The organism is Pedobacter sp. 05L430, assembly GCF_056397585.1.
The window spans coordinates 1-5,011 of the sequence record NZ_JBFTNT010000327.1 but is presented as its reverse complement, the minus strand read 5'-3'; the positions used below and the strand labels follow the sequence as shown (position 1 = coordinate 5,011).

Genomic DNA, 5,011 nt, shown 5'->3' with positions numbered 1-5,011 from the left:
GTTATTAATGTGATAACGGTTACAAATGCCGAAGAAGGATATAAAGGGAGTTTTAAACAGATATTTACCACTTCAGATTTTAGTTCTCCAAGTGCAAATACCAATATAGATGTCAACTATAAAAAGGACAAACTATCCTTAACAGGAAGCTATGGGCTATTGCTGGGTAATACCAGAGAAATATTAAATACCACAAGGTCAAGATTAAAGTTTGTGGATCATTTTAGCTCTGTACTCATGACTGACTGGAATAGGAAATATGATAATTTCTCTAATTATAGTCTTGGAGGACAATACGATCTCGACGAAAAGAGTTACCTCTCGGCCGAATATAGTGGATCTTATAATGACTTAGGTGGAAGTACTAAAAGTGAAAATACCATCACTTCTACCTTAATGAAGGGATTTTTTAGGAGTGACATAGCTAATGATAATGTAATCAATAACAACTCCATTAATCTTAATTACAACAGAGATATAGACAGCCTTGGTTCTTCTTTATTTATTGGCGGCCAATACGCGGGGTATATTTCGAAAACAGACGATGATATAAATGAAAATAAGTTAGTTAACGGGCAGGGGTCCTATAACGTTTTAAATAATAAAGCAGGTTATAGAATTAGATTGGCAAACGCCCAGACAGATTATACTAAGGCATTTAATTTAAATAACAGACTTGAATTCGGAGCTAAATACAGCTTTGCTAGTAATAAATTCTATTCAGATTTCTTTACAGTTAAAAATGGAAATGATTTTGTGCTGGATGAGACACGTTCGGCAGACTTTAAGTATCAGGAAAATATTCCTGCTGCATATCTGAATTTCAATGGTCAAATGAGCCTAAAGGTAAACTATGGGATAGGAGTAAGAACCGAATGGACCAGTTATAAATTGGAAACTGATGTTCAGGGACTAGAAGAGATAAAAGACAATTACCTTAATTTTTTTCCGAGTGCCTTTATCGCTGTTAAAATCTCTGATCAGCTTCAGTTTAGAATGTCTTATACTTCGCGGATAACCAGGCCAAGGTATCAGGCTTTAAATCCTTCGGGTATTTATCAGGATGCTTATACCAGTATACAGGGGAATCCTTACTTAAAGCCCGAAAGAACAAATTCTTTTGAGTTAGGAGCATCGTTTAAAAAGTACAATTTTACAGCAGGATATTCAGATACAAGGGATGCTATTACCGGGGCAGCAATACAAGGCGAAGCCGAAAATACCTATGTATTAAAACCATTAAACCTTAGTAAACTTAGTTCCTGGTTTGTTTCCTTGTCCATTCCCTTTAACCTAAACTGGTTTACATCTATGAACACAGTTGATCTAACTTATAATAAGTATATGACTGGCGACTTCCCTTATGGTTTGATGACAAGCCGCCCACAGTTCCATTTTTATTCCAGCAATAATTTTAACATCAATAACTTGTTTAAAATTCAAATATTAGGCAGGTACACAGGAGACAAGTATGACGGGATTTTTTATAGACATAACCAAGTTTTAGCCGCTTTGGGTGTTGAAATGGATTTTTTTAATAAAGCTTTAAAACTCAATTTACTAGCCAACGATATCTTTCGGAAGGATAAACCTGCGGGTTATTATGAAATTGGTGAGACTTATATTGAATTTGCAAGAAAGAACAATAACAAATATTACCGGATTACCCTTGCTTATAGTTTCGGCAGACTTAAAAAGGTTACTTACATTAATAAATCTACAGGGCGCACAGAGAACAGCAGGGCTCAGTAATCACGATTTTCGTCATTTCTTCTTGTTGATCTCCAAATAATAGCGGTTCTCTTTGGGATCAAGTTTTTCTATCGCGCAACGAAGCATTGCTATAGGCATTGAGCGTGCAAAATTGTCTAAGAATTCAATTAGAACTAATTTGTCTCTTTTACCGGCCTCCCTTATCCAGCTTCCAGCTGCCTTTTGAATAAGATCGTGCTCATCGTTTATCAATATCTCCGCAATCTTGAAAGTGTCTGATAAGTCATTTTGCCTGATAAAAAAATAAGTGCTTACAATTGCCGTTCTTCGTTCCCAAACATGATCAGATTTAGCAAGTTTGTATAAAATGTCTCTTGGCTTATCAAACAAATAACCACCAACAACATACGGGGCACTTCTATCAACCAAATCCCAATTATCTATTTTGTCATGACATTTAATATAAAGATCAAATAACTCTTTTTTCCTTAATGGGGTTGTTTTCTTATTCCTTGCCTGAAAATCCATTATGCTTACCGCACCCATTCGTGCTTCATAATACTCACTTCCTATTAATTTTTCAATTTCATCAATAGGCATTTCAATGAACTGTTTTGCTAAATCAAAAATAGCCGCCATTCTAACACCCAAAAATTTATGTTTAGGATCTTTATCTCTAAAAAATCGCTGAACATTCTCGAGCTCAGTAATTGATTTTAGAAGTGAAAGCTGTGTTTCGAATATTTTAGCCGTCAATTCAATCATTTTTACACATCTATTAACTATTAAATAGTATGATACGGTTGAGGTACAGGTCTCTGTGGGATTTTGGCTTCCTTACATGCGTTAACCAAACTTAATGAAAAATAAACTATTTTGCATTGGTAGTTATAAGATCTTCATACCMGTCGCGATTATTACTAATGGAAGGAATAACCTATAAAGAGATAAAACCTAATCCATCTCTTTCTACATTTGTAGACAGCTTTTGGATGCTGTCCAATAAAACCGATCATGAAAAAAGAGTCGTCATTATGCCTGATGGCAGGATAGACCTTTTCTTTTCCTTAAAGGAACCGTACGAGCTTACGCTATTAGGACTGGAAGATGCACCTTCTCAGGGCACCCTGATGCCAGAAACAGTTATGCTTGCAGTTAGCTTCAAATTGCTTGCTATTGAATACTTGTTTGATAGGAAATTTCCAACCCTCGTTGATGCAGTTTATGTTTTGCCATCAGATTATTTTGGAATTACCACAGAAAGCTTTAGTGATTTCGAACAGTTTTGTAATGTACTTACCGATAAACTATTAAATAAGTTAAATAATATAGAGGTCGACTTGCGTAAACAAAGATTATTTGAGCTGGTATATACTTCCGCCGGATCAATCACTATCCAGGAAATTGCTGAAACACTACATTGGACAAGCAGGCAAATTAACAGGTATTTTAATGAATGGTTTGGTATTTCATTAAAAGCTTATTGCACCATTTTAAGGTTTAGGGCTTCTTTTACTCAGATAAAAGAGGGTAAACTATTTCCAGAGCAGAACTTCACAGACCAATCGCACTTTATAAAAAATGTCAAAAAATTTGCCGGTGTTACCCCTAAAGAACTAAGTAAGAACGAAAACGACCGATTTATACAATTTTCAACATTGCCGAAGAAGTAGTTTTGTATTGTAAAAACTAAATTTTCAATTATGTTGATTCAAAATAAAAGAATAGCTATTGTAGGTGGCGGACCCGGGGGCCTTACTTTAGCACGACTACTACAACTTAAAGGTGCAGATGTAAAAGTATACGAGAGAGATTTTAATTCATCTGTAAGGGTACAAGGCGCCACATTAGATCTTCATGAAGAATCGGGCTTAGAGGCACTTCGCAGAGCAGGATTGATTGATGCCTTTTATGCTAATTACCGCCCGGAGGCGGGCAAATTGCTTGTGTTAGACAAAGATCTGAATATTAAATTGGATGGACATTCTGAGGAAGATCATGATGAGGGTCGTCCCGAAATAGACAGGGGGCCATTACGAAACATACTTCTTGAATCGCTAAAGCCGGATACAGTAATATGGGACAGTCAGTTTGTTTCCACGACACCGCATAATGATGGTTGGAAACTATTGTTTAAAAATGGTACTTATGCTGAAGCAGATATCTTAATTGCTGCCGATGGAGCCAATTCTAAAGTCCGTTCATACTTAACAGGTATAAAGCCTATTTATTCAGGTATTTCAATTGTAGAGGGGAATATTTATCATGCTAAAGAAAACGCACCGGAGCTGTATAATATACTTAACGATGGCAAAATATTTGCCATGGGAGATCAAAAGTCATTGATTTTAAGCTCGAAAGGGGATGGGACGCTTTCTTTTTACACCGGTTGCAAAGTGCCAGAATTTTGGGTACGCGATAGCGGTATCGATTTTGCAGATAAGAAACAGGTATTTGAATGGTTCAAAAAAGAATTTGGATCATGGCACATTACATGGCAGGAATTATTTGCCAGCAATGAGGTATCTATTGTTCCACGAAACAAATGTGTGCAAGAGCTTCTGCCGTTACCAAAATGACTTTAGAACAAACTGAAATGCTTCATTCTGATGATGCCATTACCAAATTAATTCTACTGTTCAGTGGTTTCAGTGGAGAAGAGGAGGTGCTGGGATCTTAAATTGCTTTAAGTGATGCGAGAAACGCTTACTGTGCCATATACACCATTCTTTATAATTCATTGGCCCAAATCCACCGTGTATGACTAATGTTTCGGGTTTCATAAAATGCTGATCAAAATCAGCAAGTTCAGTCATTAATTGTTGAATAGCACCAGGTAGATCCGGATAAATTAGTTGATCCGAGATTTCCCCAAAAATCACATTTCTTGGGATTCCTACCGCAGTATAGATGTTGATCTGTTTTGCTACCTGTGCCTGCTGTTCAGAAACTTCGCAAAAAGGTTCCTTTTTACCGTTGGTGTATTGCACCTGATCTATCAGGTGTTCTACCATTTGTTGCGGTTTCATTTTACCCCAAACGGCTGGGGTATTTGGATTAAGCTTCAGAAATAAGGCTTCCAAATATTTTCGGTTATTAGTATCGATCAAGTTGGAAGCCACCGTTAAAGGATTACTGGCTGTTTTCATTTTTTATACCCTTTAATATGGCATAGATAGCCATTGAATGCCCATGGCCCAGGTCATATTCCTCTTTTAACCAATTCACAATTTCACCTGCTTTTACACTAGGAAGAAGCTGCCCGTTTGAGGTGAATTTTTTCTCCTCCGCTTTATTC

Annotated in this window: 6 protein-coding genes; 3 read left to right on the top strand and 3 right to left on the bottom strand. The window is 36.6% G+C overall.

All coding sequences use genetic code 11. The features are described from left to right. The coding region (locus AC1DG9_RS23840; protein WP_477635365.1) for an outer membrane beta-barrel family protein at window positions 1–1,752 on the top strand (1,752 nt) is incomplete at its 5' end. 12 nt (window positions 1,753–1,764) lie between these two features. Here AC1DG9_RS23840 and AC1DG9_RS23835 read toward each other — a convergent pair. Continuing rightward, window positions 1,765–2,478, bottom strand: a complete 714-nt coding sequence (locus AC1DG9_RS23835) for a DNA alkylation repair protein (RefSeq protein ID WP_288879476.1) — start codon at window positions 2,476–2,478, stop codon at window positions 1,765–1,767. 158 nt (window positions 2,479–2,636) lie between these two features. On the opposite strand from AC1DG9_RS23835, the gene AC1DG9_RS23830 reads away from it, so the two are divergent. Beyond that, complete coding sequence (locus AC1DG9_RS23830; protein ID WP_172663128.1) at window positions 2,637–3,386, top strand: helix-turn-helix domain-containing protein; 750 nt, start codon at window positions 2,637–2,639, stop codon at window positions 3,384–3,386. A gap of 30 nt (window positions 3,387–3,416) precedes the next feature. Then, window positions 3,417–4,292, top strand: coding sequence for an FAD-dependent oxidoreductase (locus tag AC1DG9_RS23825; protein WP_477635364.1), 876 nt, complete (start codon window positions 3,417–3,419; stop codon window positions 4,290–4,292). Between the two features lie 69 nt (window positions 4,293–4,361). Here the strand turns inward: AC1DG9_RS23825 and AC1DG9_RS23820 are convergent, their stop codons facing one another. Together AC1DG9_RS23820 and AC1DG9_RS23815 are read right to left on the bottom strand one after the other, a co-directional pair. Then, entirely contained in the window at window positions 4,362–4,862 is a 501-nt protein-coding gene (locus tag AC1DG9_RS23820) for a hypothetical protein (RefSeq protein WP_477612180.1), read from the bottom strand. Continuing rightward, window positions 4,846–5,011, bottom strand: a 166-nt coding sequence (locus AC1DG9_RS23815) for a DUF4287 domain-containing protein (protein ID WP_477635366.1), incomplete at its 5' end; no start/stop codon positions are given. The genes AC1DG9_RS23820 and AC1DG9_RS23815, both read right to left, overlap by 17 nt.

Coding starts and splice junctions, on each gene's coding strand:
- AC1DG9_RS23835 (WP_288879476.1), bottom strand. CDS start 2,478: ATGATTGAATTGACGGCTAAAATATTCGAAACACAGCTTTCACTTCTA.
- AC1DG9_RS23830 (WP_172663128.1), top strand. CDS start 2,637: ATGGAAGGAATAACCTATAAAGAGATAAAACCTAATCCATCTCTTTCT.
- AC1DG9_RS23825 (WP_477635364.1), top strand. CDS start 3,417: ATGTTGATTCAAAATAAAAGAATAGCTATTGTAGGTGGCGGACCCGGG.
- AC1DG9_RS23820 (WP_477612180.1), bottom strand. CDS start 4,862: ATGAAAACAGCCAGTAATCCTTTAACGGTGGCTTCCAACTTGATCGAT.